Origin of the sequence: Curtobacterium sp. MCLR17_039, from assembly GCF_003234745.1 — a bacterium.
GTDB lineage: Bacteria > Actinomycetota > Actinomycetes > Actinomycetales > Microbacteriaceae > Curtobacterium > Curtobacterium flaccumfaciens.
The window spans coordinates 22041-47013 of sequence record NZ_QKTF01000005.1 but is presented as its reverse complement, the minus strand read 5'-3'; the positions used below and the strand labels follow the sequence as shown (position 1 = coordinate 47013).

Annotated in this window: 25 protein-coding genes; 14 read left to right on the top strand and 11 right to left on the bottom strand. The window is 71.2% G+C overall.

Annotated elements, in window-relative coordinates; translation table 11 throughout:
• Positions 1-6: 6 nt before the first annotated feature.
• Complete coding sequence (locus tag DEJ00_RS18240; protein WP_220038852.1) at positions 7-969, bottom strand: helix-turn-helix transcriptional regulator; 963 nt, start codon at positions 967-969, stop codon at positions 7-9.
• Positions 966-1133, bottom strand: a complete 168-nt coding sequence (locus DEJ00_RS18490) for a hypothetical protein (RefSeq protein WP_163343324.1) — start codon at positions 1131-1133, stop codon at positions 966-968. Before DEJ00_RS18490 ends, DEJ00_RS18240 begins: the two co-directional genes overlap by 4 nt.
• 196 nt (positions 1134-1329) lie before the next feature.
• On the opposite strand from DEJ00_RS18490, the gene DEJ00_RS07580 reads away from it, so the two are divergent.
• The 4 genes from DEJ00_RS07580 to DEJ00_RS07565 all read left to right on the top strand — a co-directional run bounded on the left by DEJ00_RS07580 (position 1330) and on the right by DEJ00_RS07565 (position 3590).
• On the top strand, positions 1330-2088 hold the full coding sequence (locus DEJ00_RS07580) for an AraC family transcriptional regulator (RefSeq protein ID WP_111056927.1): 759 nt from the start codon (positions 1330-1332) through the stop codon (positions 2086-2088).
• A gap of 103 nt (positions 2089-2191) precedes the next feature.
• On the top strand, positions 2192-2569 hold the full coding sequence (locus tag DEJ00_RS07575) for an ATP-dependent DNA ligase (protein WP_071245963.1): 378 nt from the start codon (positions 2192-2194) through the stop codon (positions 2567-2569).
• Positions 2570-2679: 110 nt separating this feature from the next.
• Positions 2680-3186, top strand: a complete 507-nt coding sequence (locus DEJ00_RS07570) for a hypothetical protein (RefSeq protein ID WP_111056926.1) — start codon at positions 2680-2682, stop codon at positions 3184-3186.
• 5 nt (positions 3187-3191) lie between these two features.
• Positions 3192-3590 (top strand): glycosyl hydrolase family 18 protein, encoded by a 399-nt coding sequence (locus DEJ00_RS07565; RefSeq protein ID WP_111056925.1) that lies wholly within the window; start codon positions 3192-3194, stop codon positions 3588-3590.
• A 66-nt stretch (positions 3591-3656) separates the two neighbouring features.
• Here DEJ00_RS07565 and DEJ00_RS07560 read toward each other — a convergent pair whose 3' ends face one another.
• From DEJ00_RS07560 to DEJ00_RS07545, 4 genes are all read right to left on the bottom strand, one after another.
• Entirely contained in the window at positions 3657-6026 is a 2370-nt protein-coding gene (locus tag DEJ00_RS07560; RefSeq protein ID WP_375537591.1) for a glycoside hydrolase family 3 N-terminal domain-containing protein, read from the bottom strand.
• Positions 6027-6091: 65 nt separating this feature from the next.
• Complete coding sequence (locus tag DEJ00_RS07555; RefSeq protein ID WP_017886791.1) at positions 6092-6973, bottom strand: carbohydrate ABC transporter permease; 882 nt, start codon at positions 6971-6973, stop codon at positions 6092-6094.
• Positions 6973-7995, bottom strand: coding sequence for a carbohydrate ABC transporter permease (locus DEJ00_RS07550; protein WP_111056923.1), 1023 nt, complete (start codon positions 7993-7995; stop codon positions 6973-6975). Before DEJ00_RS07550 ends, DEJ00_RS07555 begins: the two co-directional genes overlap by 1 nt.
• Before the next feature lie 2 nt (positions 7996-7997).
• Positions 7998-9293, bottom strand: a complete 1296-nt coding sequence (locus DEJ00_RS07545; RefSeq protein WP_027464451.1) for an ABC transporter substrate-binding protein — start codon at positions 9291-9293, stop codon at positions 7998-8000.
• A 146-nt stretch (positions 9294-9439) separates the two neighbouring features.
• Between DEJ00_RS07545 and DEJ00_RS07540 the strand changes: the two genes are divergently transcribed.
• A complete protein-coding gene (locus DEJ00_RS07540) occupies positions 9440-10483 on the top strand; it encodes a LacI family DNA-binding transcriptional regulator (RefSeq protein ID WP_071246046.1) in 1044 nt (347 codons plus the stop codon).
• 13 nt (positions 10484-10496) lie between these two features.
• Here the strand turns inward: DEJ00_RS07540 and DEJ00_RS18695 are convergent, their stop codons facing one another.
• Entirely contained in the window at positions 10497-11480 is a 984-nt protein-coding gene (locus DEJ00_RS18695) for an AraC family transcriptional regulator (RefSeq protein WP_214524653.1), read from the bottom strand.
• 121 nt (positions 11481-11601) lie between these two features.
• Here DEJ00_RS18695 and DEJ00_RS07530 point away from each other — a divergent pair, with 121 nt between their 5' ends.
• Positions 11602-12048: a MarR family winged helix-turn-helix transcriptional regulator gene (locus DEJ00_RS07530; RefSeq protein ID WP_071405206.1), complete on the top strand. Its 447-nt coding sequence runs from the start codon at positions 11602-11604 to the stop codon at positions 12046-12048.
• Positions 12049-12143: 95 nt separating this feature from the next.
• On the opposite strand, the gene DEJ00_RS07525 is transcribed toward DEJ00_RS07530, so the two are convergent.
• From DEJ00_RS07525 to DEJ00_RS07510, 4 genes are all read right to left on the bottom strand, one after another.
• Complete coding sequence (locus tag DEJ00_RS07525) at positions 12144-12992, bottom strand: carbohydrate ABC transporter permease (RefSeq protein WP_027464448.1); 849 nt, start codon at positions 12990-12992, stop codon at positions 12144-12146.
• Entirely contained in the window at positions 12992-13957 is a 966-nt protein-coding gene (locus DEJ00_RS07520) for a carbohydrate ABC transporter permease (RefSeq protein ID WP_181440118.1), read from the bottom strand. The genes DEJ00_RS07525 and DEJ00_RS07520 overlap by 1 nt, the downstream gene beginning before the upstream one ends.
• Entirely contained in the window at positions 13954-15273 is a 1320-nt protein-coding gene (locus tag DEJ00_RS07515) for an ABC transporter substrate-binding protein (RefSeq protein ID WP_027464446.1), read from the bottom strand. The genes DEJ00_RS07520 and DEJ00_RS07515 overlap by 4 nt, the downstream gene beginning before the upstream one ends.
• A gap of 229 nt (positions 15274-15502) precedes the next feature.
• A complete protein-coding gene (locus DEJ00_RS07510; protein WP_258373584.1) occupies positions 15503-16519 on the bottom strand; it encodes a LacI family DNA-binding transcriptional regulator in 1017 nt (338 codons plus the stop codon).
• Between the two features lie 201 nt (positions 16520-16720).
• On the opposite strand from DEJ00_RS07510, the gene DEJ00_RS07505 reads away from it, so the two are divergent.
• From DEJ00_RS07505 to DEJ00_RS07470, 8 genes are all read left to right on the top strand, one after another.
• Positions 16721-17956, top strand: coding sequence for an ABC transporter substrate-binding protein (locus DEJ00_RS07505; RefSeq protein ID WP_111056922.1), 1236 nt, complete (start codon positions 16721-16723; stop codon positions 17954-17956).
• A gap of 2 nt (positions 17957-17958) precedes the next feature.
• The gene (locus DEJ00_RS07500; protein ID WP_027464443.1) at positions 17959-18924 is read left to right on the top strand and encodes a carbohydrate ABC transporter permease; all 966 of its coding nucleotides are present in this window, start codon (positions 17959-17961) and stop codon (positions 18922-18924) included.
• Positions 18917-19804, top strand: a complete 888-nt coding sequence (locus DEJ00_RS07495) for a carbohydrate ABC transporter permease (protein WP_027464442.1) — start codon at positions 18917-18919, stop codon at positions 19802-19804. Before DEJ00_RS07500 ends, DEJ00_RS07495 begins: the two co-directional genes overlap by 8 nt.
• 32 nt (positions 19805-19836) lie before the next feature.
• Entirely contained in the window at positions 19837-20655 is an 819-nt protein-coding gene (locus DEJ00_RS07490; RefSeq protein ID WP_111056921.1) for a ThuA domain-containing protein, read from the top strand.
• Positions 20652-21755 (top strand): Gfo/Idh/MocA family protein, encoded by a 1104-nt coding sequence (locus DEJ00_RS07485; RefSeq protein ID WP_071405201.1) that lies wholly within the window; start codon positions 20652-20654, stop codon positions 21753-21755. Before DEJ00_RS07490 ends, DEJ00_RS07485 begins: the two co-directional genes overlap by 4 nt.
• A gap of 181 nt (positions 21756-21936) precedes the next feature.
• Positions 21937-23310, top strand: coding sequence for an ATP-binding protein (locus DEJ00_RS07480; protein ID WP_111056920.1), 1374 nt, complete (start codon positions 21937-21939; stop codon positions 23308-23310).
• Positions 23307-23930, top strand: a complete 624-nt coding sequence (locus tag DEJ00_RS07475; RefSeq protein WP_111056919.1) for a response regulator transcription factor — start codon at positions 23307-23309, stop codon at positions 23928-23930. Before DEJ00_RS07480 ends, DEJ00_RS07475 begins: the two co-directional genes overlap by 4 nt.
• 113 nt (positions 23931-24043) lie before the next feature.
• On the top strand, positions 24044-24925 hold the full coding sequence (locus tag DEJ00_RS07470) for a hypothetical protein (RefSeq protein ID WP_111056918.1): 882 nt from the start codon (positions 24044-24046) through the stop codon (positions 24923-24925).
• The last annotated feature ends 48 nt before the right edge of the window (positions 24926-24973 follow it).

Sequence of the window (24973 nt, the reverse complement as noted above, 5' to 3'; positions counted from 1 at the left end):
GGCGGGTCAGGTGGCCGTCTGGAGCGTCTTCTTCGGGTACTCGTCGAAGCGCTGGAAGTACGTGCTCGAGAACCGCCCCATGTGGCGGAAGCCCCACCGGTGCGCGACCTCGGCCACCGTCGTCTGCGCGCAGTCGGCGAGCTGGAGCGCGATCCGGACCCGGTCGAGGCGGACCTGCAGCAGGTAGGTCATGGGGCTCACGCCGACGTGCTGCACGAAGTTCTCCTGGAGCGTGCGGGAGCTGACCCCGACGGCCCCGCAGACGTCCGCGAGCTGGAGCGGCCGGTCGCAGTGCTCCGCGAGCCAGGCCTGCGCGAGCTGCACGGTGTTCACCGTCCGGGGCACCGGCCGTGCGTCAAGTCCGGCGTCCGTCCCGCCGAAGGCCCGCAGGACGGCCTCGGCCAGCAGCACCTGTGCGGACAGGTGGCCGCCCGGGTTGCGGTCGGGGTGCAGCGCGTTGACCGCGACCGCGTCGATGCGGGCGAGCAGCTGGGACACCTCGGCCTCGGTCGGGCGGGATCGCAGTCGGCCGGCGAAGCGGTGGTCGAACACGACCCCGTTCACGGCGTCGAGGAAGCCACCGTCCACCCGCAGCACCTGGACGGTCCCCGCCGGCACGATCAGCGTGAACGGTCGGTCCGTCGGCAGGAGCACCGGCACGCCGGGCCGGGTGGGCGCGTCGTCGTCGACCCGCAGGCACCCCGCGGTCGACCACGCCAGCACCGGCGTGCCGTCCGGCGTGAACGAAGCGGCGGCGGCCGTCGACACCGCCGACGACAGCAGTGCGACGTTGTGGTGGCGCACCGTCCGGTGGCGGAACGCGAACCGGTCGGTGGGTGCGAACCGGACATCGCGACCGTCGTACACGGCACGCACCGTCAGGACGGCGTCCGCGGGGGTCCGGCCGCACCGCTCGGCCGTCCGGGGCGCGTGGCCGACGGCGACCCGCGGGACGGTGTCGCTGCTCACTGGCCCGATCCTCGCCGGGCGCGGAGGTCCGCGAAGGTGAACCGCTCGCGGTCGACGTCGTCCTCGGACTGCACGATCCACCCGCGTCGGGCAGCGCGTGCCCGAGCCCGGTAGGAGGTGATGTGCACCGGGGCGACCCCCGGTGCACGCTCGTAACCACTCATCAGATCCTCCGATCTGCCCCCGTGCCTCCGACCCTGTTCGGAGGGGGACAGTTTGAGTACCTCTTGGACGATAAGCGCCCTCACCGGGGTCCACAATGGCCCCCGAACGGGTGCGATCCACATCCGCGCACCCCGGATAACGGCGGCGTCGTGGCGTCGGAGGCCGATCCACCCGACCGACTCGTACCCTCCACGTATGGACCAGGCACCGACCACGGCAAGTGGTCCCGAGCACGGCGGAGCACGGCTGTCCCGCACCGTGCACGAGGCGCTGCGGTTCGTGCACGCCCACGCCCGCGACGCGATCTCCGTACCGGACATCGCCGCCGCCGCACACCTGTCGACCCGCGGCCTGCAGAGCGCGTTCCGGCGGGAGCTGCAGACCTCGCCCGCGTCGTACCTGCGCGGGGTACGACTCGAGGGCGTCCGCCGCGACCTGCTGTCGATGACACCTGCCGACCGCCGCACCATCGCGGACGTCGCGAAGCACTGGCACTTCAGCAACGCCGGCCGGATGGCGGCCGAGTACCGTGCCGCCTTCGGCACCGCACCGTCCGCGGCGCTCCGGTCGTTCGACCCGGAGGACCCGGACCCCCGCGCCACGTCGGACCTCGCCGGGTCCCCGGGTGAGGGATCACGCTTCCGGATCGTGCTCGACTGCGAGGTGGAGGTCGACGACGCCGACGCGACGTTCGCCAGCGCCCTGCGCCGTGCCCAGGGCGACGACCGCCCCTGGCACGGCTACGACCCCGACGGCAGCACGGCCGACGTCGTCGCGTTCCTGCTGGCGAGCGCCGTCCGCGGGGCCGCCGGGGACACCTCCGGCATCCGGCTGCGCGCGGTCAACCCGATGCTGCGGGCGCCCGACGAGCACGGCGGGTACCCGTCGGCCGAGCTCCCGCCGTGGTCGGCACCGGCCGTCCCGCCGTCGGCCACCGGCACGGGACGGGACTGATCGCGCCGTCGATGGACGAAAAGCGCCAAGGGCCGAGGAACCGAGGGAGGATGGACGCGGGTCCGGCACGTGCGGCGGGCCCCATCCGACGGAAGGCAGCGCCATGGGCCAGCTCATCTACGACTCGCAACCCCTCGAGCTCCGCCTCGACGACCGTGCGCTCACGCACCTGCAGATCGTCATCGTGAACCTCATCCGCCGCGGGGAGAGCTTCGTGTTCTCGTGGAAGGACGACCCCGCCGTCGGCGGCGGCCGCAGCAGCATCTGGATCCACCCGTACTGCGGACTGCACTTCAAGTTCGCCGGCGGCAAGTCCCCGAGCGTGAACCGCTCCTGGCTCGACGAGCTCTACGCCAGCGCGGCGAGCGGTTCCGGCCTCGTCCTGAGCCCGGAGCCGACGGACGCCGAGGGCCCGGTCTCCGCCGACGACGTCGCCGGGGCCCCGCCGGCACGCCCCACCACGACCATCAGCGCCTCCTGACCGGAGCGCCGCGTCGACGCCGCTCCGCGCTGCTCGCCGCCGTCCTCTCCGCAGGACTCGCACTCGCCGGCTGTACGACCCCGACCGCTGCCCGGGCCGACGGGTTCGACGTGACCGGCTTCCAGCCCGAGAACGCCGACACCACCCTGGTGGACGCGAACGCCGCCGCGATGGACGTGGTCGGCGTCGACGGGCTGCTGCTCGACCGCACTGGCTCGAAGGTCACCGCCCCGTCGCGCGCTGCCGAGGCCCAGCGCAACCGGGCACACGCCGACGGGCTCACCGCGCAGCTGCTCGTCAGCAACTACTCCGAGGCCGACGGCGACTTCAGCGAGCCGATCGCGCGGAAGCTCCTGACCTCGCCCGCGAACCGCGCCCGGGTCGTCCGATCACTCGCCGCCGACGTGGCCTCGGGCGGCTGGGACTCGATCATGATCGACCTCGAGGCGCTGACCTCGGCCGAGAAGCCCGGTCTCACCGCCTTCGCCCGTGAGCTCCGGGCCGCCGTCGGCGACGACGTCCGGCTCGACATCGCCCTGTCCGCGTCGACCACCGCCGCCGGGTACGCCCGCATGGGCTACGACGTGCGCGCCCTCCGCGCCCGCTCGACCACCTGACGCTCATGGCCTACGACCAGCACGGCCCCTGGGAACCGGACGCGCCCGGCCCGGTCGGGTCGCTCGCGTGGTCGTCCAAGGCCGCCCGCGCACTCGCGACCCTCGCCCCCCGCGACCAGATCGTGCTCGGTGTCGCCGGGTACGGCTACCACTGGAAGGGGAAACGTCCGGCCGATCAGCTCTCCGACGCCCAGGCCCGGCTCCGGGTCCGGAAGGCGGGCGCGACCGCCCGGTGGGACGCGACAGCCGGCGAGTGGACCGCGACCCTGCCGAGCGGTGAGGTGCTCTGGTGGTCCGACGCACGCTCGCTGCGCGAGCGGGTCGCGCTGGCGGAGCGGCTCGGCCTGACGGGCGTCGCCGTCTGGTCACTGGACCTGTCCGACGGGATCGAACCGGTCGGGTGACCGCGACCCGCTGACGGACGGGAGGCCCGTGGCGACGCCGCCACGGGCCTCCCGTCCGTCACCCGGTCAGACGAGCGACCACTCCACCAGGCGGGGGTCGCCCGGGGTGACCTCGTGGACCGTGCCGGTGACCGCGACGGTGGCGCGCTCCGTGGCGGTGCCGGGCACGGGGTGTCGGACCGGACCGTCGCCCGAGGCGACGATCCCACCGGCTGCCACCGGGCCTCCCGGCCGTGACGCCGCCGCGTGCGACGCGACCCAGACCTGCACGTCGCCGGGCTCGACCACCTTGCGCATCCGACGGTCGGTGAACGCGAAGCGCTGCACCGGGACGCGGAAGCGGACCCGCGCGGACTCCCCCGCGGCGAGCGCGACCCGCGCGTACCCGAGGAGCTGCACCTCGGGCCTGGTGACGCTGCCGTGCACGTCGTGCCCGTAGAGCTGCACGACGTCCTCGCCGTCACGGGACCCGGTGTTCCGGACCGTCACCGACGCGGTGAAGACGCCGTCGGAGCGGACGTCCTGGTCGACGACGAGCTCGTCGTAGGCGAAGTCGGTGTAGCCGAGGCCGAAGCCGAACGGTCGCACCGGCGTGGAGTCGGCGGCGGTGACGTCCGACGGACCGCCGAGCCGCGGGTGCAGGTACGTGAACGGCTGCGCGCCGGCGGACCGGGGCAGGGACAGCGGCAGGCGGCCCGAGGGCGAGGCCTCGCCGGTGAGCAGGTCGGCGATCGCCAGCCCCCCGCCCTCCCCCGGGAAGAACGCCTGCACGACCGCGGCCGGACGCGGCTGGTCGCCGTCGAGCGCCCAGCCGATCGCGTACGGCCGGCCGGTGAGCAGCACCATCACGGTGGGGGTCCCGGTCGCGACGACGGCCTCGACCAGCTCGCGCTGCACACCGGGCAGGTCGAGCGACTCGGTGTCGTTGCCCTCGCCGACCGTGCCGCGGCCGAAGAGTCCGGCCTGGTCACCGACGACGACCACAGCGACGTCCGAGGCGGAGGCCACGGCGACCGCGTCGGCGAAGCCGGCCCGGTCGTCGCCCGTGACGGCGCAGCCCGCTGCGAAGCGGACCGCCGACGGGCCGAGGGCCCGGGCGACGGCTTCGCGGACGGTCGGGATCGCGAAGCCGAGCGGCAGGTCGGGGTGCGAGGCGAGCACGTGGTTGGCGAACGAGTAGCAGCCCTGCAGGGCCTCGGCTCGGTCGGCGTTCGGGCCGATGACCGCGACCGAGGCCCCCGGTGCGAGCGGGAGGACGGGGGTGGCGCGAGCGCTGCCGCCGTCAGCGCTGCCGCTGTCGGCGGTGCCGCTGTCGTTCGACAGCAGCACGAGCGACTTCGCCGCCAGCTGCCGTGCGAGCGCCTGGTGCAGCGGGGTGTCGAGGTCGATCCCGGTGGGGGCGTCCTCGGCGAACGCGTCCGGTTCGAGCAGGCCGAGCCGCTCCTTCTGCCGGAGCACCCGGAGCACGGCGCGGTCGACGAGCGCCTCGTCCACCTGCCCGCTGCGGACCCGCTCGACCAGCGGCGCGAGGTACGCGTCACCGGTCGGGAGCTCGACGTCGATGCCGGCCTCGAGCGCCAGCGCCGCGGCCTCGCCACGGTCGGCGGCGATGCCGTGCATGACCTCGAGGAACGCCACCGAGAAGTAGTCCGCGACGACCGTGCCGTCGAAGCCGAGCCGGTCGCGGAGCAGGTCGGTGAGCAGTTCGCCGTTCGCCGCGACGGGCACGCCGTCGATCTCGGCGTACGAGTTCATGACGCTCCGGGCGCCGCCGTCGCGCAGCGCCATCTCGAACGGCGGCAGGTACACGTCGGCCACCTCGCGGGCCCCGGCGTGCACGGGGGCGTGGTTCCGCCCCGCCTGCGACGCCGAGTACCCGAGGAAGTGCTTCAGGGTCGCGTCGACCCCGGCGGACTGCAACCCGCGCACGTACGCGGTGCCGACGGTGCCGACCAGGTACGGGTCCTCGGCGATGCACTCGTCGACCCGGCCCCAGCGGGGGTCGCGGATCACGTCGAGCACGGGTGCGAGCCCCTGGTGGACGCCGAGCTGGCGCATGGACGCACCGATCGCGGCGCCGACCTGCTCGACGAGCTCCGGGTCGAACGACGCGCCCCACGCCAGCGGGGTCGGGAACGTCGCGGCCTTCCACGCGGCGAGCCCCGTCAGGCACTCCTCGTGGACGAGCGCCGGGATCCCGAGCCGGGTCTCGCGCTGCAGGCGGCGCTGTTCGGCCCAGAGCCAGGCAGCACGCTCGTCGGGTTCGACGGGACGGGTGCCGTAGACGCGGGTGAACTGCCCGATGCCGTCGCGGGTGATGTCCGCCAGGGTGCTGCCCTGCTGCACGGCCGCCATCTCGCCCTGCATGGGCGCGACGACGCCGTTCTGGTCGAGCCAGTAACCGACGAGCTGGGCGACCTTCTCGTCGAGGGTCATCACGGCGAGCAGGGCGTCGGCGCGCGGTCCGGCGGTGGTCGCCGTCTGCGTCGCGTCCGTCGCGGTCACCCCTTCACCGCCCCGGTCAGGCCACCGACGATGCGGCGCTGGAAGATCGTGAAGAACACGAGCGCCGGGATCATCGACATCGAGGTGAACGCGAGCACCTTGGCGGTGTCGACGGAGTACTGCGACGAGAACGACTGGACCCCGAGCGGCAGGGTGTACGCGGCCTCGTTGTTCAGGATGAACAGCGGCAGGATGTAGCTGTTCCAGCTGGCGATGAACGCCAGGATGCCGACAGTGACGACGCCGGGCAGCGACAGCGGCACGACCATCCGGAAGAAGAACCCGAGACGGCTCGCTCCGTCGATCGACGCGGCCTCCTCGAGCTCGTCGGGGATCGCCCGCAGGAACGGCACCAGGATGATGACGGTGGTCGGCAGCGCGAACGCGATCTGCGGCAGGATCACGCCGGCCAGGCTGTTCGTCAGACCGAGGTCCTTGACGAGCAGGTACAGCGGGGTGATCGCCACGGTGATCGGGAACATCAGACCAGCGGCGAACAGGGCGTAGAGCGCCCCGCGGCCGGCGAACCGGTAGCGGGCGAGCACGAAGCTCACCATCAGCCCGAGCACGACGACCCCGAGGGTGGTCGTGACGGCGCTGATCGTGGAGTTGCCGAGCTGCTGCCAGAAGATGCCGCTGGACAGCACGGACCCGTAGTTGCCGAACTCGAACGGTGCCGGCAGTCCGGCGGGGCTCGTGGTGATCTGCGAGTTGGTCCGGAAGCCGCCCAGCACGATGTAGAGCACGGGTGCCAGGTTGGCGGCGACGAACAGGATCGCGACGACGTAGGTCAGCGGGTTCGCGCGTCCGATCGCGGCGCTGGACCGGCGCTCCCGCACGGCCCGGCGCCCGGGGGCGACGATGCTCGTGGTGGCCATCAGTTCTTCCTCTCGGTGAGTGCACCCGCGGTGTCGCGGCGGAGCACGAAGCGCTGGTAGATCAGGGCGACCACGAGCGAGATGACGAACATCACGACCGCGACGGCGCTGCCGAAGCCGAAGTTGCCCGAGGTCCGGCCGTTGGCGACCATGTACGTCGCCATCGTCGAGGTGCCCGCGGTCGACGCGATGTACTGCCCCCAGATGATGTAGACGAGGTCGAACAGCTGCAGCGAGCCGATGATCGACAGGAACGCCCAGATGCGGATGGTCGGACCGAGCAGCGGCAGCGTGATGCGCCGCTGGATCTGCCAGTAGCCGGCGCCGTCGATGGCGGCGGCCTCGAACAGTTCCTCGGGGATGCTCTGCAGGCCGGCGAGGAACAGGATCACCGCGAAGCCGATGTACTTCCACGAGATGATCACGAGCAGCGTCCAGATGGCGATGTCGGGGTTCGACAGCCAGTCCGCACGGAGTCCGCCGAGGCCGATGCTCTGGAACAGGTCGTTCACGGCGCCGTTCGACTGGAGCATCAGGCTCCACCCGGTGCCGACGATCACCTCGGAGATGACGTACGGCACGAAGACGAGCACGCGGACGAGTCCTCGGCCGTGCATCTTCTGGTTGAGCAGCAGTGCGAGCACGATCGCGATCGGCCCCTGCAGCACCAGGGAGAGCACGACGATGAAGCCGTTGTGCATCAGGACCGCGTGGAACGCCTTGTCCTGGAAGATGATCAGGTAGTTCTGCAGCCCGACGAAGTCGGTGGGCGGGCCGTAGCCCTGCCACTTGAAGAACCCGTAGTAGGCGGCGAGCGCCACGGGCAGGATCACGAACGTGACGAAGACGATGACCGCGGGTCCGGCGAGGACCGCGATCTCGACGCGCTTCCGCCAGTCCGCGATGCGGCGCTTGGTCCGCCGACCGGCGGGGAGCGGCGAACCGCTCCCCGCCGGGGACGTCCCCGCGGCCGTGTCCGACCCGATGGTCGGAGTCGTACCGAGCGAGGTGTCGAGGGTCATGCTCAGCCCTTGGCCGCAGCCTGGTTGGTGGTCTCGACGATGTCCTTCGCGCTGCCCTTGTCGGCGAGCAGGTCGACGACGCTGGTGTTCAGCGCGTTGCCGACGTTCTGGCCGTACAGGGTGTCGAGGTACTGCGAGACGAACGGGGCCTCCTGGTAGGCGGCCAGGGCCGTCTTCAGGTAGTCCGAGTCGACGACCGACTGGGCTTCCTTGTTCACCGGGATGGCGTTGAAGGCCTTGTAGTAGCCCTCCTGGTTGTCCTTCTGCACGATGAAGTTCAGGAAGTCGGTGCACGCCTTCTTCGGGGCCTGCGCCGAGCAGGAGTTGCCGTCGACACCACCCATCATCGACTTCGGGTCACCCTTGCCACCGTCGATCGCGGGGAACGGGAACCAGCCGAGGTCGGGCAGCGGCTTGGCGTCCGGCGTCAGCGACGCGATCACGCCCGGGTCCCACGCGCCCATGAGCTCCATGGCCGCCTTGTGGTTGGCGAGGAGACCGGCGGAGCTGCCGGCGCCCTGCTGTGCGGCGGTGGTCAGGAAGCCGTTGTTGAAGGGCTTGGTGGCGTTGAAGTCCTCGAGCTGCTCGCCGGCCTTCGTCCAGCAGGCGTTGTCGAACTTCAGCGACTTCGCCGTGTCCTCGAGGGTCTTCTGGCTGCACTCGCGGAGCGCGAAGTTGTAGTACCAGTGGGCGGCCGGCCAGGCGTCCTTCGCGCCGACGGCGACCGGGTCGATGTCCTTGGCCTTGAGCTTCGTGATCGCGTCGTTCAGCTCGTCCATGGTCGTGGGCGTGCCCTCGATGCCGGCTTCCTTGAACAGGTCCTTCGAGTACCAGATGCCCTCGGGGAGCACCGCGCCCGGCATGGCGTAGGTCTTGCCGTCCTTCTCGTACCCGGCGAACGTGCCCGCGCTGATGGACTTCTTCGCGTCGGCGCTGATGGAGTCGGAGATGTCCATGAGCTGCCCGGCAGCGATCATCGCGTCCATCTTGCCGCCGCCGCGCTGCAGGAACACGTCGGGGGCGTCGCCGGAGTTGAGGGCGGTCTGGAGCTTGCCGTCCAGGTCCTCGTTCTGGATCGCCTGGGTCTTGATGGTGACGTTCGGGTACTTCTCCTCGAACGCCTTGACCGTCGAGGCCCAGTAGGCCTTGCCCGGTCCGGTGGTCGAGTTGTGCCAGAAGGTCATCGTGACCTTCCCGCCGTCCTCGGAGGCATCGCTGCCCGCCGAGCACCCACTGGCCACCAGTGCTGTGGCCCCGATCAGCGCGATGGCTGCCGCGGCACGGATCTTCCTCGTCATCGTGGAACTCCTGAAGTGTCGTCGTTGACATGCGCGACATCGACTGCCGCTGCGGAGAGCATGCCTGCTGCTCCAGGTCGATGTCAATCGATATCGATAACGTTTTCTTTACCGATGGCATGGTGCCGCAGCGGTACGGTGTGCACATGGACTCGGCACTCGGCGCGCGTCCCGGTGCCGGCCGGGTGACGATCGGCGACGTGGCGCGGGTGGCCGGGGTCTCGATCCCGACGGTGTCCAAGGTGATCAACCAGCGCGACGGGGTCGCACCCGCCACGATGCTCCGCGTGCAGCAGGTGGTCGACGACCTGGGGTACGAGACCTCGCTGGTCGCCCGGAGCCTGCGGAGTTCGCGGACCGGGGTCGTCGGCATCCTGGTGCCCGAGTTCGAGCCGTTCTCAACCGAGCTGCTCCGCGGCATCTCGCGGGCGGCCACCGGCACCGGCTACGAGCTCCTCGCCTACGCCGGCCTGATGACCGGCGCCGACCGACCCGGGTGGGAGCGCCGGTCGCTGTCCCGCCTGTCCGGCACCCTGATCGACGGCGCGATCGTCGTCACCCCGACCACGGCACTGTCGAGCTCGTCGATCCCCGTCGTGGCGATCGACCCGCACACCGGGCCGGAGGGGCACGCCACCGTCGACGCCGACAACGAGGCCGGCGCGGTGCAGGCGGTCGAACACCTGCTGTCACTCGGCCACACCCGCATCGCGCACCTGCAGGGACGCGCCGACCTGGCCTCCGCCCAGCTGCGCGCCGCCGGGTACCGCTCGGCCCTGACGGCCGCGGGCATCACGGTCGACGAGTGCCTGCTGCGTGACGGCGGCTACCAGGAGGACCAGTCCGCGGCCGTCGCCCGCGAGCTCCTGACCCTCGCCGACCGCCCCACCGCGGTGTTCGCCGCGAACGACTCGTCGGCGATCGGTGTGCTCCGCGCCGCGGCCGAGGTCGGGCTCCGCGTCCCCCAGGACCTGTCCGTCGTGGGCTTCGACGACGTGCCGCAGGCGTCCACCACGACCCCGCCGCTCACCACGGTGTCGCAGCCGCTCGCCGAGCTCGGGTCACACGCCGTCCAGATGCTCCTGACGATGCTCCGTGGCGAACCGACCACGGACCACGTCCGGCTCCCCACGACCCTGCGGGTGCGGGCGAGCACGGGCCCCGCGCCGAGGCCGGCGTCCGGCCGCTGAGCACCCGCCGCCGTCAGCGCCGCAGGGTCTGCTTCGGGTACTCGCCGAACCGGGCCGCGTACGCCGCCGAGAACCGGCCGAGGTGGGCGAACCCCCACCGCCGGGCGACGTCCCCGACGACCCCGGCCTGCGGGTCGAGCTCGAGCAGTTCCCCGCGCACGCGGTCGAGCCGGACCTCGCGCAGGTAGGTCAGCGGCGACACGTCGAAGACCCGGCGGAACGACTCCTGCACCGACCGCACGCTCAGGCCGGCGACCTCGGACAGCTCCTGGACCGTGACGGGCTCGGCGGCGTGCGCGTGGATGTACTCCACCGCCGCCCGCAGCCGGGCGTTCCGGGGCAGGCCGAGCACCGCGGGCAGGTCGTCGGCCTGCGGCGGGAACGTGTCCAGGAACGCGGTGGCCGCCGACCGCTTGGCCTCGTGCCACGCGTCGGAGTCGGGCCCCTCGGCACGCAGTGCCCGGGACAGCGCCACGAGCGCCCCCTGCCAGCGCTCCGCCGTGTCGGGTTCCGGCGCGCGGGTGGGGTCGAACCGCAGTGGCGTGGCGTCGACCTCCAGGTGTTCGAACGCGACGCGGTGCACGTACTCCCGCCCGAAGTGCACCAGCCGCTGGTCGTGGTCCTCGGCCGTGAACACGAAGTCGTCCTCGGGTGGCAGGAGCACGGGGACGTCCCGGCGCAACTCCATCCGGACGCGCCCGGAGTCCAGGTGCGCGGTCCCGCTGGTGATCCACGTCACCACGTAGTCGGCACCGACGGGCACCGAGCCGCGCACGGCACCGCGCAGCTGCGAACGCCGGATGCTCACGTCGGAGTCCCCGACGGCCGTGTACCGGTACGAGAAGTCGTCGTCGAGGCGCCGGACGGACCACCGATCGGCGCCGTGGACGGCGGCGAGGTCGCGCTCGGCCGAGTCGGGGTCACCGCCGGAGACCTCGAAACGCACCGGTTCCCCGGCGCGTGCAGCGGACTGCGGAGTCGGGACGGAGTCAGCCACGGTGCCCCGAATCCGCCATCGCCACCTGCACCGTTCCACGCTTCGCGTTATGTGGATACGCTGGGGCGGTGACTGCGGCGTATCGTGACCCGGACGAGACCCGTGCAGAGGGGACGTTGTCGTGAGCGATGTCGACCTGGACGCGGCGCTGACCCGGCTCGAGGCCGCGGTCTCCGAACTGCGCGGTCGACTGCGCGACGAGCTCGGCGTCTCCGGCGGCGACCTGACGCTGCTGCAGTTCGTCTCGCGCGCCGAGGAAGCGGGTCGGACGGTGCGCGTGAAGGACCTGTCGAAGCACCTGGGACTCACCGGCCCGGCGGTCACCGGCATGGTGGACCGCCTCGAGCACAGCGGACACCTCAGCCGTGTCCCGAACCCCGACGACGGCCGCAGCCGGTACATCGAGCTGACCGATGCTGCCCGCCGCGACTACGCGCGCGCGATGGACGGCACGAACAAGCACCTGCACGACCTGATGGCCTCCTTCTCGGAACGGGAGCGGGCCAGGTTCGTGCGGATCATCGACCGCATCGTCGCAGCCGTCGATCTCGGCGCACCGAGCCCCTGACGGCAGGGTACGGGCGGTCAGGACGACGCCCGGACGAATGTCCAGCATGCGCAGCTAGGTAAGTTCCCTACCTATCTCCGCATTCTGGACACCCGTCACCCCTTGACCGCTCCGGAGGTCAGACCGGACACGATCGAGCGGCGGAACACGAGCACCAGGATGACGATCGGCACCGTCGCAGCGACGCTCGCGGCGAAGATCTGCGCGAACGGCACCGTGAACTGCGTCCCGAAGAGCGCGATGCCGACCGGGATCGTCCGGAACGAGTTCTCGCTGTTGAAGGTCAGTGCCATCAGGAACTCGCTCCACGAGGCCGTGAAGGTGAAGACGCCGACCGTGAACAGGCCAGGCTTCGCCATCGGCAGGATCACCGACAGCACGGTCCGCCACGCCCCGGCGCCGTCGATCTCGGACGCCTCTTCGATCGTCGACGGGATCCCCTGCAGGTAGTTCCGCATGATCCAGATGGCGAACGGCAGGTTGAACGCCACGTACGGCACGATCAGGCCCGGGTACGAGTTGAGCAGCCCGAGGTTGCGCTCGAGCAGGTACAGCGGCGTCAGCACCGCGATCGCCGGGAACACCGACAGCATGAGCAGCGAGGTCATGATCGCCGTGCGCCCCCGGATGAACCGGCCGGCCAGGGCGTACCCGGCGAGGAACGCCAGCGCGAGCACGATCACCGTGGTCGACACCGACACGATGACGCTGTTCACCATGTACTGGCCGAGCGCGTTGTCACGGAAGGCCACCACGAAGTTGTCGAAGGTGAACGACTGCGGCCAGACGGTCGGCGGCGACTGCCCGATCTCGGACGCCGGCTTGAGCGACGTCGTGACGAGCCAGTAGAGCGGCAGTGCGGTGAGCACCGCGATGACGACACCGCTGACGTTGACGGTGTTGACCCACTTCCGCCAGCCCTTGCGCACACGTTGACGGGGCATCAGTCGTCCCCTCCCTTCGCCTGGTTCCGGAACGCCCGGAGGAACAGCAGACACCCCGCCGCGACGATGACCGCGGTGGAGGTCGCGATCGCCGCGCCCGGTCCGATGTTGATGTCCTGGAAGAGCACCTTGTAGCCCATGATCGCGAGCGACTGGGTGGCGGTGCCCGGGCCGCCGTTCGTCAGCACGAACGGCAGGTCGAAGACGCCGAACGCCTGCAGGATGCGGAACAGCACCGCGATCGTCAGGGTCGGGGTGAGCTGTGGCAGTACCACGCGCCAGAACGTCTGCCAGGTGCTCGCGCCGTCGAGCTCGGCGGCCTCGTAGTGGTCCTCGGAGATCTGCACGAGCCCCGCGAGCAGGATGATCGCGACGAACGGCGTCGTCTTCCAGATGTCGGCGACCATCAGCCCGGTGATCGCGGGCACCGGTTCACCGAGGATCACCGGGGCGTCCCCGAACAACCCGAAGAACCACGTCGCGACGCCGTAGGTGCTGTCGTAGATGTACTTCCACAGCTGCGCGTTCACGATGGTGACGAGCGACCACGGGATGAGCATGAGCGCGAGCATCCAGCCGCGGGTGGCCCCGAGGCGCTCGAGCACGAGGGCGACGAGCATGCCGAGCACGAGCTCGACCGAGACCGTCACGACCGTGTAGAGCACCGTGAAGCCGAGCGCCCGGTACCAGTCGGCGCTCTGCAGCAGGGCCGCGTAGTTGTCGAGCCCGAACGACTGGATCGTGAAGCCCTCGTACCCGACCTCGACGTCCGCGAAGCTCAGGACGACCGAGTACACGACCGGGAAGATCGTCACCGCCGCGACCACCAGGAGCGCCGGGGCCGCGAAGCCCCACGCGCCCCGCGAGCGGATGCGGTCGAGACGCGACCGCCCCGTCGGCCGGGGCGGATCGACGCGACCCGCGCCTCCAGGCCGTGCCGGTCGTGTCGCCGTGCCGGCGCTCACAGCGCCGCTCCCTGCAGGGCGAGCGAGATGGCGGAGGCCATCGCGCTGGTGCCGCCGTCGACGGAGGCCTGCCCGCCGAGGATGCTGTTGCCGTTCTGGTAGACGCCCTGCGACACCTTCGGGTAGTAGGCGGTCGAGGTCGGACGGGGCACGAGCGTGATGCCCGCCGCCGTGTCGTAGGTCGGGCGCTCCTGGCGCTTCGCGTCCGCGCTGACGAGGCTCGCGGAGCGAGCCGGCAGGACCCCGCCCTCGCGGGTCAAGAACTGCTGCGCGGTCTCGCTCGACATCCAGCGCGCGAAGGTCAGTGCCGCCGCGGGTTCCTGGGTGTGCGGGTTGATGTAGTTCCCCCACCCGCCGATCGTCGAGTGGTGCTCGTCCATGCCGTCGAACGTCGGCCGGGCGGCGAGACCCACCTTGCCGGCGACCCGGCTGTCCGGGCCGTTCGCGATCCCCCACGCGTACGACCAGTTGCGCAGGAACGCCGCGCGGCCGCCGGAGAAGGCGTCGTTGGTGTCCTGCTCCTGGTACGTCAGGGTGGCCCGTGGCGACGCCCCCGACGTCACCAGCGACCGCATGAACTCGAACGCGCGCTTGGTCTCGGAGCTCGTCGTCTCCGGCTTCGTGAGGTCGTCGTTCAGCAGCGACCCGCCGGCGTCGGCGACGAACTCGGTGACGTTGCAGGTCAGTCCCTCGTACACGTCGCCCTGGAACGCGAACCCGTACGACACGTCGCCGGTGTCGACGAGCTTCGCGGCGGTCTCGCGCACTTCCTCCCACGACCCCGGCACCTGCAGGGAGTGCTTCGCGAGCAGGTCCTTCCGGTACAGGAAGAACGACTCGTCGATGTACAGCGGGAACATGTAGTAGGTCCCGTCGACGCTCGCCGCCAGCCGCAGGCCCTCGGGGAACTGGTCGAAGAAGTCCTCGCCGACGAGCTGGTTCACGGGGGTCGCGAGCTTGTTCTTCGCGAACTGCCCGGGCCAGGCGACGTCACCGAGGTAGACGTCCGGCGTGCTGCTGCCGGCCGCGATCTGGGTCGTCAGGCTGGTCCGGTTCGTGTCGGTGTCGCTCGGGGCACTGACGATCCGGACCCGGATGTTCGGGTGCTCCCTCTGGAACTCCGCGATGAGCCTCCGCCGCAGGTCACCGCCGTCCTTCGAGGCGACCTGCCCGGCCCACCAGCTGATCGTCGCCTCGCCCTCGGGCGGTTCGGTGGGCCAGTCCTCGACCCGCGTGCGCTCGGGTCGGGTGGAGCAACCGGCGAGCAGCAGCACCCCCGCTCCCCCGAGCATGAACGTCCTCCGGTCGATTGCCATCCGTCCTCCTCGACGTGTGGTGCTGCGAACCTGTACGTCCACACAACCAGGCGGAGCCTGGCCTGTCCGCCAGGGGCGGTGGCGGCGCGGCCGCGCCGAGCACCTCTCGGGGTGGACGACACCTCACGCGCCCGGGGAGCCGTGGACTGTCGCGCAGCCCGAAAACGTGGCCGGCGGCGGCCTGGAGGCGCGTGGCGGGGCCGACCCGCGCCTCCAGGCCGTCAGGGGGTCAGGCGGGGGCGGGGACCGTCGAGTCGGCCAGGTGCAGCGCGCACGGGATGAGCGTGTGGGTGCGCTCGGTGCTGCCGCCCTCGAGGCGGTCGACCAGCGACTCGACCGCCAGGCGGCCGAGCTCCGGGCCGGGGGCGTTCAGCGTCGTGAGCACCGGCTCGGTCGCGGCGCCGGCGCCGTCGGAGGACACGATCGCGATGACCGAGACGTCCTCGGGCACGCGCCGACCGCCGGCCCGCAACCCGCTGACGAGCCCGAAGTTCGAGTCGTCCTTCATGATGATCGCGGCCGTGACGCCGGGGTCGTGCGCCAGCAGGTCCGCCGCCGCACGACGCCCACCCTCGGCCGAGGCACCGGCGGCGACCACGGTGCCGGTCAGGCCGCGGCGCTCGACACCGGCGTGGAACGCCGCCTCGGAGCGCACCTTCGGCCCGTAGTCGGCCATCGTGGTGCCGTCGAGGTCCTCGACCACGAGCCCGATCCGTCGGTGCCCGAGCCCGGTGAGGTGGTCGAGGGCGTCCTCGACGGTGCGCTCGAAGTCGATGTCGACGTAGGAGATGCCCGAGGGGTCGGCGGTGCGGCCGATCGCGACGAACGGGACCTCGAGTTCGGTCAGACGGGCGATCCGGGGGTCGTGCATCGTGACCTCCATCACCACGACCCCGTCGGCGAGACCGCCCGAGATGAGGTCCTGCACGTCGTCCGCCGTCGTCACCGCCGGCCAGAGCACCAGGTGGTACCCGAGCTCCGAGGCGCGGCTCGCGGCACTCGTGAAGAACTGGAGCGCGGTCTGGCCGAGCCGGTGCTCGAGCACCGGGAACACGAGCGCGAGGATCCGGGTGCGGCGCGACGCCAGCGCCCGGGCGACCACGTTGTTCCGGTAGCCGAGCTCGCGCATCGCCGCCGTGACCCGGGCACGGGTGTCGGCGGACACGCGCTTGTTCCCGTTCACGACGAAGGACACCGTCGCGATCGAGACGCCCGCCCGGTCGGCGACCTGCTGCATCGTCGCCATGCCGCTCCCTCACCCTGTTGCGCTCACTGTAGCGGGGGCGGTGCCCGAAAAAGTTCGTCTAAGCGCTTTACCATCTAACCGCTTCGATGCTAGCTTCGACCCCACTCGGGACGCGACGGAGCGGTTCTGGTCCGGTCGTCCCCGATCCACGAGCGACACGTTCGACTCGTGTCCGGCAACCATCCAGAGAAGAGCGAAGCAATGAAGCCTCGACACCGCAGGATCGCCCCGGTCCTCAGCGCGGTCGCCATGCTGGCCACCGTCCCCCTCGTCCTCGCCGGCTGTTCCGGCGGCTCGTCAGCGAGCTCCGGCGGCAAGGTGGACTCCATCACCGTGCTCGACTACTACAACCAGGGCAACGACAAGAAGGTCATCGGCGAGTACCTCGACAAGTGCGGGGCCGAGAACGACGTCACCATCAAGCGCAGCCTGGTGCCCGGCTCGTCGCTCATCCAGAAGGTCCTGCAGCAGGCGTCGTCGAAGACCCTGCCGGACGTCCTGATGCTCGACAACCCGGATCTGCAGCAGATCGCCGAGACCGGTGCGCTGTCGCCGCTGTCCGACTACGACATCTCGACCGACGGCTACGCCAAGGGCGTGCTGCAGGCCGGGACCTACGAGGACAAGGTCTACGGCCTCGCCCCCACCGTGAACACCATCGCGCTCTTCTACAACAAGAAGGTGCTGTCCGAGGCCGGTGTCACCCCGCCGAAGACGTGGGACGAGCTGCAGTCCGCCGCGGCGAAGCTCACCAAGGGCGACCAGTACGGGTTCGCCGTCGACGCCAACGCCACGTACGAGGGCACCTGGCAGTTCCTGCCGTTCATGTGGTCGAACGGCGGCGACGAGAAGGACATCGCGACCCCGGAGACCGAGGAAGCACTGTCGCTCTGGAAGGGCCTGGTCGATGACGGCTCGATGTCGAAGAGCGTCGTGAACTGGACCCAGGCCGACGTGAACGACCAGTTCATGGCAGGCAAGGCCGCGATGATGATCAACGGCCCGTGGCAGATCCCCGGCCTGAAGGAGTCGAAGGTCGACTACGGGATCGCCCAGATCCCCGTGCAGGCTGCCAGCGACAAGGCCGTGGCCCCGCTCGGTGGCGAGGTCTGGACCGTCCCGAACACCGGTGACAAGGCGAAGCAGGCCGTCGCGGCGAAGATCGTCGACTGCATGAACAGCGACGCGAACCAGCTCGCGATGGCGAAGCTGCGGTACACGATCCCCTCGAAGACCGACGTCGCGCAGCAGTTCGGCAAGGACGTCCCCGAGGAGCAGGTGTTCGTCGACCTCGTCGCCGACGCCCGCGCCCGCACCGGCGAGCTCGGTGCCGACTGGCCCAAGGCCGCGACGAAGATCTACACGGCCGTGCAGTCGGCGCTGACCGGGCAGGACTCCCCGGCCGACGCCCTGCAGAACGCGCAGTCGAGCAACTGAGCATGACGAGCACCGCGACCCCCGTCGCCCCACGGCGGGCCGCCGGGAACGGAGCGCCCGCTCCGTCCCGGCGGCCCCGCCCGGGCCGCTCGCTGCGCTTCGAACGGATCGCGCAGCTGCTGTTCCTGCTGCCGGCCGTCCTGTTCCTGCTGCTGTTCTTCGGCTACCCGGTGGTCAAGAACATCGTCATGAGCTTCCAGGCGTACACGACGTCGACGTTCTACACGGGCGAGGCACCCTGGGTCGGCCTGGCGAACTACGCCTCGGTCGTGTCGTCCCAGCTGTTCGGCACGGCGATGCTCAACACCGCGCTGTTCACGATCGGGTCGATCGTCGGCCAGTTCGTCCTCGGTCTGCTGCTCGCCCTGTTCTTCCGACGGAACTTCCCGCTCTCCGGTCTCCTGCGCTCGCTGCTCCTGCTGCCCTGGCTGCTGCCGCTCATCGTCTCGAGCGCGGTCTGGAAGTGGATGCTCGACCAGGACTCTGGCGTCGTCAACCAGTTCCTCGGCACCTTCGGCATCCCGTCGGTCCCGTGGCTGACGAGCCCCGCCGTGGCGCTCATCACCGTCATCGCGGTGAACATCTGGATCGGGATCCCCTTCAACACCACGATCCTGTACGGCGGTCTGCAGGACATCCCCACCGAGTTGTACGAGGCCGCGGCACTCGACGGCGCGACCGGGTGGAAGGCCTTCTGGGCGATCACCTGGCCGATGCTGCGCCCCGTCGTGAGCGTCACGCTCGTGCTCGGCGTCGTCTACACGATCAAGGTGCTCGACATCATCCTCGGGTTGACGAACGGCGGGCCGGCGAACGCCACCCAGACCATCGCGACCCAGTCCTACGACCTGTCGTTCAAGCAGTTCGACTTCGGGCAGGGCGCCGCGCTGAGCAACATCCTCATCGTGATCTCCGCCCTGTTCGCGATCGTCTACCTCCGCCTCAACAGGAAGGCCGTCGATGACTGACGCAGCGTCCACCAACGACGTCCTCCGGACCCGCGCGGTGGTCACCCGCGGCACCCGGCGACCCGTCCGCCCCACGAGCGCGAAGCAGTGGGTGCTGTCCGGCGTCGGGATCCTGATCCTCGCCGTGATGCTGTTCCCCGTCTACTGGATGATCAACATCTCGCTGCAGCCGGCCGGTTCCGCGATCGAGGCCGCCTGGTTCCCGATCAACGCGCAGCTCGGCGGTTACGCGCAGGCCATCGCCGACCAGGGCGGCGCCCTGGTCACGAGCCTGGTGATCGCCCTGGGCAGCGTCGTCGTCAGCCTGCTCATCGCGACGCCGGCGTCGTACGCGCTCGCCCAGTTCAAGGTCAAGGGCATCAACGCGGTGCTGTTCGGCATCCTCATCTCGCAGATGATCCCGGGCATCGTCGTCGCGAACGCCCTGTACGCGGCGTACAACGACCTCGGCCTGCTGAACACCGTGCCGGGGCTGATCCTGGCCGACAGCACCGCGGGCGTGCCCTTCGCGATCCTGATCATGCGGGCGTTCATGCAGAACATCCCGCCGTCGATCATCGAGGCCGCCAAGGTCGACGGTGCCGGCAACTTCCGGGCCTTCCGCTCGGTCGTCGTGCCGATCAGCGCCAACGCCCTGATCACCGCCGGACTGTTCACGTTCCTGTTCACCTGGAGCGACTTCCTGTTCGCCCTGACCCTCACCACCACCGAGGACGTCCGGCCGATCACGCTCGGCATCTACAACTACATCGGCACCTTCACCGCCGACTGGTCGACCGTCATGGCCGCCGCGGTGATGGCCTCGATCCCCGCCATCGTGCTGCTGCTCGTGGCGCAGAAGTTCATCGCCGCCGGGGCCACCGGCGGCGCAGTCAAGTGACCGGGTCTCACCACCCCCGAAAGGCACACACCATGACCAGCACCCCGCTCCGCATCACCGTCTGGGGCGAGAACGTCCACGAACAGGTCGAGCAGCACGTCGCCGAGCGGTACCCCGACGGCATGCACGGCGCGATCGCGGACGGCATCCGCGAGCACCTGCCCGAGGCCGTCGTCCGGACCGCCACCATGCAGGAGCCCGAGCACGGCCTCACTGACGAGGTCCTCGCGAACACCGACGTCCTCACCTGGTGGGGGCACGCCGCACACCAGGACGTCGACGACGCCGTGGTCGACCGGGTGCACCGGCACGTGCTCTCCGGCATGGGGCTGCTCGTCCTGCACTCCGGCCACTGGTCGAAGATCTTCGGCAAGCTGATGGGCACCACGTGCACCCTCCGCTGGCGCAGCGAGCACGACCAGGAGCTCGTCTGGACCGTCAACCCGCAGCACCCGATCACCCGCGGGGTGCCGAACCCGATCGTCATCCCCGAGCAGGAGATGTACGGCGAGTACTTCGACGTCCCGACGCCCGACGAGCTCGTGTTCATCTCGGGCTTCACCGGCGGTGAGGTGTTCCGGAGCGGCATGACCTACCGTCGCGGCCTCGGGAAGATCTTCTACTTCTCCCCCGGTGACCAGGACTTCCCCGTCTACCACCACCCGGACGTCCGCCGCGTGATCGCGAACGGCGCCGAGTGGGCCCGGCCCGAGCGGGAGCGGGAGATCCCGACGCTCCGCCGCTACGACCTGGGCGAGTACTTCGACGGGCAGCACTACCGCGGTCCGTTCGACGACGCCGAGCCCGAGACCGCCGAGCCGGCGGCCGAGCGCGACGGGGCGCAGGCGTGAGCCCCCTCCGCGTCCTGCAGGTCGGCGCCGGCGGGATGGGGCGGGCCTGGCTCGCCACCGTCGCCGCCGACCCCGAGGTCGAGCTGGTCGGCATCGTCGACCTCGACCTCGACGCCGCCCGCGCCGGGGCCGAGCACGCCGGCGACCCGTCGATCCCGGTCGGCACGGACCTGACCGTGCTGGCCGCCGAGACCGGTGCCGAAGCCGTCCTCGACATCACCGTGCCGGTCGCGCACCACCCGGTCACGCTGCAGGCACTCCGGGCCGGGCTCCCCGTGCTCGGCGAGAAACCGGCCGCACAGACCGTCGCCGAGGCGCTGTCGCTCGCCGCCGCCGCCGAGGCCACCGGCAAGCTGTTCATGGTGTCGCAGTCCCGCCGCTACAACGACCAGCTCGTCGCGTTCCGGCAGCACGTCCGCGACCTCGGTGCCGTGGGCGGGCTGAGCACCCGGTTCGCGAAGGCGCCGCACTTCGGTGGTTTCCGTGAGGAGATGGACGACGTCCTGCTGCTCGACATGGCCATCCACGCCTTCGACTCCGCCCGGTACGTGCTCGAACGCGACCCGGTGTCGGTGTACTGCGAGTCGTGGAACCCGTCGTGGTCCTGGTACCGGGGTGACGCGGCCGCCGCAGCCGTCTTCACGTTCGAGGACGACGTTCGCTACGTCTACGACGGCTCGTGGTGCGCGCCGGGTGCCGAGACCTCGTGGAACGGCGACTGGCGTGCCTCCGGAGCGGCCGGCACGGCACTCTGGGACGGCGACCACGACCCCTCGAGCGACCTCGACGGCACCCCCGGTTCCCCTGCCGCTGCGCCGTCGGTCGGGCACGAGATCGCCGGGTCGCTGGCGTCCTTCGTCCGGGCGGTCCGCTCCGGCGAGGTGCCGGACGGCGAGGTGCACGGCAACGTGATGAGCCTCACGATGGTCGACGCGGCCATCACCTCGGCCCGCAGCGGGCGCCGGGTCGTCATCGACGAGGTGCTCGAACAGGCGCACCGGGACGCCCTGGCCGCCGAGCAGGACGACGCGATCCGCGACCGTCTGGCCGGGTGGGAGTCGGTCCGCGGCGCCCTGCGCGAGCGGCTGCCCGCTTCGTGAGCAGGAACGGTCGGGTCGCGCACCGCGACCCGACCGTTCCTGCTCACCATGTGCGGTACGACGCACCCCGAGCAGGCCTGGAGGCCCGTGGCGACGCCGCCACGGGCCTCCAGGCCTGCGTTCTGCGGCGATCCGGGCCCCACGCGCGCCCGGTGGGGACCCCGCCGGTTACGGTGTCCGGGTGCACGGACAACGGTCGTCGGACAGTGACACGGCGGCGGAGCCGGTCGTGCTCGTCGCGGCCGACCCGCGCCGGCGGACCGGCCGGACGCCCTGGCGGCTCGTCCTGGTCGGCGTCGTGCTCGCCGCGGTCGTCGGAGGCGCCGCGGTCGCGACCGCCGGCACCCTGGTGGCGCAGCGCATCGCGGAGTCGTTCGCCGTCCGTGACGCGACCAGCGACACCGCGGCGCTCGCACGCGTCGTGGTCGAACCCGCACTGCTCGACGCGGTCGCCGACCCGTCCCGGTCCGCCGTCGACCGGAACGCCGCACGGACGCGCCTTGACGACGCGGTGGCCGGTGAGCTGCGCGCCGGATCGGCGGTCCGGATGAAGCTCTGGGCGGCCGACGGCACGGTGCTCTGGTCGGACGAACGTCGACTGGTCGGCGAGCGCTTCCCGCTGTCCGACGAGGACCTGGAGGCGCTGGAGTCGGACCGCTCCGACGCCGAGGTGTCGGACCTGACCGAGCCGGAGAACCGCTACGAGCGCGGGCACGGGCCGCTGCTCGAGGCGTACCAGGCGGTGCACACGCCGTCCGGCGAGGCGCTGCTGTTCGAGGCGTACCAGCCGTACGACCAGGTGCTCGCGCGCGCCGCGGACCTGCGGCGGTCGTTCGCCGTCCTGGCGTTCGGCACGGTGGCCGTGGTGCTCGCGCTCCTGGTGCCGCTGCTGCTCGGGTTGCTGCTGCGGATCCGTTCCGGGCAGCGCCTGCGGGAGCGGCTGCTCGGTCGCGCGCTCGATGCCGAAGCCGCGGAACGCCGACGGATGGCCGCCGAACTGCACGACGGACCGGTGCAGGACGTCGCCGGACTCGCACTGTCCCTCGGTGCCGATCCAGCCACGCGCGACGCCGCCACCGTGCTCCGGGGTGCGGTGTCGTCGCTGCGGACCTCGATGGCGACGATCCGGCCGGCGGCTCCGACACCCGAGGGACTCGGCGCCGCCCTCGACGACGCCTGTGCCCGCGCGCGTGCAGCGGGGCTCGCGACCACCGTGCGGGTGCCGGCCGCCGTCGACGCGTCCCCCGCCGCGCTGCTCGCGGTCGTGCGCTTCGTCCGTGAGGCCGTCTGGAACGTCGTCAAGCACGCCGAAGCGACCCGGGTGGACGTCACGGTCACGCAGGCCGGCGGCTCGGTCCGGGTGGTCGTGCACGACGACGGGGCGGGCTTCGACCCCGCCGTGGTCGTCGAGGGCGGCCGCACCGGACACCTCGGCACGACCCTGCTGCGCGAGGTCGCCGAGGACACCGGCGGGTCCCTGCTGCTCCGGACCGCTCCGGGTGCCGGCACCACCTGGGACCTCGAGGTCCCCGTCGACGCGGAGGCCCTGCGGTGAGGGTCCTGCTGGTCGACGACCACGCGCTGGTCCGGAGCGGGCTGCGCGCGGTGCTGGGGACGACGGACGACTGCGAGGTCGTCGGCGAGGCAGCCACCGGCGAAGCAGCGGTGTCGCTCGTGCCGACGCTCCGGCCCGACGTCGTCGTGATGGACCTGTCGATGCCCGGTGCCGGCGGTGTGGAGGCGACCCGGCAGGTGCGGGCGCTCCTGCCGTCGGTCCGGGTCCTCGTCGTCACGACGTTCTCGGACGACCACCGTGTGCGGGCCGCGTTGGCAGCCGGCGCCACGGGCTACCTGCTCAAGGACGCCGCGCCCGACGACGTGGTCGCGGCGGTCCGTGCCGCAGCGCGCGACGAGACGCCGATCGACCCCCGGGTGGCCCGGGCGCTCCTGCCCGGAGCAGCCGCCGGAGCCGCCGCGGACCGGGGCCCGGAGCTCCCGCCCCGGGAACGGGACGTGCTCGTCCGCATCGCCCGGGGCATGTCGAACCGGCAGATCGGCACGGAGCTCGGCATCGCGGAGCGCACCGTGAAGGTGCACGTCGGGTCGCTGTTCCGGCGGATCGGTGTCGCGGACCGCACGAGCGCCGCCCTGTGGGCGCGCGACCACGGCTGGTGACCGTGCCCTGCTGACGCTGCTGACCGGGTACTAGTACCAAGGTCCGATGGTGCGGAGCCGGGCTGGCGGCGACGATCGTCGTACCGGCCAGACAGGCCCACCAGGAGGCACCCATGCACACCCAGCGCTCACGCAGGATCGGCAGCGGCATCGTCGCCGCGATCGCCCTCGGCACCGTCGCCGCCGCTGCCCTCGTCGGGGTCTCCCCCGCGAACGCGTCCGGCAAGACCTCGACCGGTGGCGACTACGCCGTCACCGTGAACGGGGTCACGACGAACCCCGCCCAGGGCAAGGAACTCAAGGTGCGCGACACCGCGGTCGCCGGCACGATCGCGGTGCGCGGCAAGCACAACGGCTTCGACATCCGGATCGCCGACCTCGGCGTGTACGACTACACGCTGACCGGCGCTGCCGACACCCAGCGGATGGTGACGAAGCCGACCGTGGTGTTCGCGTCGAAGGTCCCGTCGCTCACCGCCGCGCAGCTCGCCAGCACGAAGCTCTCGTCGCTCGAGGTCAAGGACGACACCCTCGTCGCGATCTTCTCGACGGGGGCCGGGAAGCTCAAGGTCCAGGCGAAGGACGGCGCCCAGGGCGGCATCTTCCAGATGGAGACCGAGTTCGCCGGGCCGGTGACGTTCACCCACACCCTCGGGGCGGGCCTGTTCTACTTCACGAACCCGTACACGGGCAAGATCAACTTCGGCGACGGCACGGCCGCGGTGTCCGCGGGCAGCGGTGCCCACCAGATGCTCCTCGGCAAGGACAGCCCGCAGGTCGCCACGAAGACCTCGCAGACCACGACCACCACCACGTGGACGGTCCAGCCCGGCGGGCGTCTGGGCGGAGTGCTCGGCGAGGACGCCGTCGAACTGTCGCAGGGTGCGACGAACTGCACCAGCGACTGCCAGGCGCAGAACCAGATCCGCGGGTCGCTCCCGGTCCCGCCGGACCCCGTGGACCCGACGCCGCTGGGCGTCACGCGGATCGCGTGAGCGCATGACGGACAGGAGGCCCGTGGCGACGCCGCCACGGGCCTCCTG